This is a genomic window from Bradyrhizobium sp. PRIMUS42, assembly GCF_023006515.1.
Lineage (GTDB): Bacteria > Pseudomonadota > Alphaproteobacteria > Rhizobiales > Xanthobacteraceae > Bradyrhizobium.
Genome location: NZ_JALBGZ010001070.1, coordinates 1 through 1,542, shown reverse-complemented (window position 1 = coordinate 1,542; position 1,542 = coordinate 1). Strand labels below are relative to the sequence as shown.

The 1,542-nt window shown below is 64.8% G+C and carries 4 protein-coding genes; 3 read left to right on the top strand and 1 reads right to left on the bottom strand.

All coding sequences use genetic code 11. The annotated features are described in order from the left end of the window. From MOV75_RS37645 to MOV75_RS37635, 3 genes are all read left to right on the top strand, one after another. On the top strand, positions 1–473 hold a 473-nt coding region (locus tag MOV75_RS37645), incomplete at its 5' end, for a His/Gly/Thr/Pro-type tRNA ligase C-terminal domain-containing protein (protein WP_247007939.1). A gap of 55 nt (positions 474–528) precedes the next feature. Continuing rightward, positions 529–777, top strand: a complete 249-nt coding sequence (locus MOV75_RS37640; protein ID WP_258719526.1) for a 4-oxalocrotonate tautomerase family protein — start codon at positions 529–531, stop codon at positions 775–777. A 133-nt stretch (positions 778–910) separates the two neighbouring features. Further along, positions 911–1,315, top strand: a complete 405-nt coding sequence (locus MOV75_RS37635; RefSeq protein WP_246922004.1) for a thioesterase family protein — start codon at positions 911–913, stop codon at positions 1,313–1,315. Between the two features lie 98 nt (positions 1,316–1,413). On the opposite strand, the gene MOV75_RS37630 is transcribed toward MOV75_RS37635, so the two are convergent. Next, on the bottom strand, positions 1,414–1,542 hold a 129-nt coding region (locus MOV75_RS37630; RefSeq protein ID WP_309487006.1), incomplete at its 5' end, for a pyrroline-5-carboxylate reductase dimerization domain-containing protein.

Sequence of the window (1,542 nt, the reverse complement as noted above, 5' to 3'; positions counted from 1 at the left end):
TCTCGCGCTTCCGCGGCGAGCCGGTGCCGGCGACCGGATTCTCGATCGGCGTGTCGCGCTTGCAGGCTGCGCTGACGCTGCTCGGCAAGCTCGACACGCGGCCCGAATTCGGCCCCGTCGTCGTCACCGTGTTCGACCGTGAACGCGTCGCCGACTATCAGAAGATGGTGGCAAGCTTGCGCACCGCCGGCATCCGCGCCGAGCTTTATCTCGGCAATCCCAAGAACATGGGTAACCAGCTCAAATATGCCGACCGCCGCAACAGCCCCTGCGTGATCATCCAGGGCTCGGATGAAAAGGCGCGTAGTGAGCTACAGATCAAGGATCTGGTCGAAGGCGCCAAAGCGGCCGCCGCGATCGCCTCCAACCAGGAATGGCGCGAGAGCCGCCCGGCGCAGTTCTCGTGCAGCGAAGCCGATCTTGTCGCCAAGGTGCGCGAGGTGCTGGCGCGCCATGACGTAAAGTGGGGCTAGCTATTCGCTGGCGCCGTCATGCCCGGGCTTGTCCCGGGCAGCCACGTCTTGTTTGATGGCGGCCGTCAATGGCCGGTATTCGGCCCCAAGGGAGAGAAAAATGCCTGAGATCACTGTCAGCATGGCCGAAGGCCGCACCGACGAGCAGAAGGCCGGCATGATGCGCGACATCACCCAGGCACTGGTGAAGAATCTCGGCGTCGATGCCGATGCCGTGGTCATCCAGATCAACGAAGCCCCGCTCCGCCACAAGATGAAGGGCGGCAAGACGTTCGTGGAACGCGCGGCGGCTGCGAAGAAGTGATGCGTTAGCGTCATTCCGGGGCAGCCCACTAGGGCTGAACCACAATGCGCAACGGCGCATTGGGGAATCTCGTTCGACAATCTGTGGATTCCGGGTTCGCGTTGCGCGCGACCCGGAATGACGAGCAAGCAAGATGGACGCACGCGACTTCATCACGATCGGAATGAGTGCCGAGCGCACGCTGGTGGTCCCAGTGGAGCGCACGGTCGGGCATTTCGTGTCCGGCATGCCTTTTGTTTACGCGACGCCGATGATGATACTGGAGATGGAGATGACCTCGGGCGATGCGATCCGCGCCGCGCTTCAGCCGGGTTGGGTCACCGTCGGCACCGAGGTCGATATCCGCCATCTCGCCGCCGCCCCCGTCGGTGCGACGGTGCGGACCACGGCAAAGGTCGTCGCGGTCGAGCGCCGTGTCATCCGCTTCGAGGTCGAGGCGTTCGAGGGCACACGCAAGCTCGGCGAAGGCCGCCACGCGCGCGGGCTCGTCAATGTCGAGATGTTCAATAAGCGGCTGGGGGCTGGCTCGACTTCGTAGGGTGGGCAAAGGCGCGAAGCGCCGTGCCCACCATCTCTCCGGGACCCGCGATGAAGGTGGTGGGCACGCTTCGCTATTGCCCACCCTACGGCACCTGTCTACTTCGCCAATTCCTGCGACCGCTTGGTCGCCGCCGCGATCGCGCGGATCATCAACTCGCGCAGACCCGGCTCACCCATCAGCACGCCGAGCGCTGCGGCCGTGGTGCCGCCGGGCGAGGTGACGTT

Coding starts and splice junctions, on each gene's coding strand:
- MOV75_RS37640 (WP_258719526.1), top strand. CDS start 529: ATGGCGGCCGTCAATGGCCGGTATTCGGCCCCAAGGGAGAGAAAAATG.
- MOV75_RS37635 (WP_246922004.1), top strand. CDS start 911: ATGGACGCACGCGACTTCATCACGATCGGAATGAGTGCCGAGCGCACG.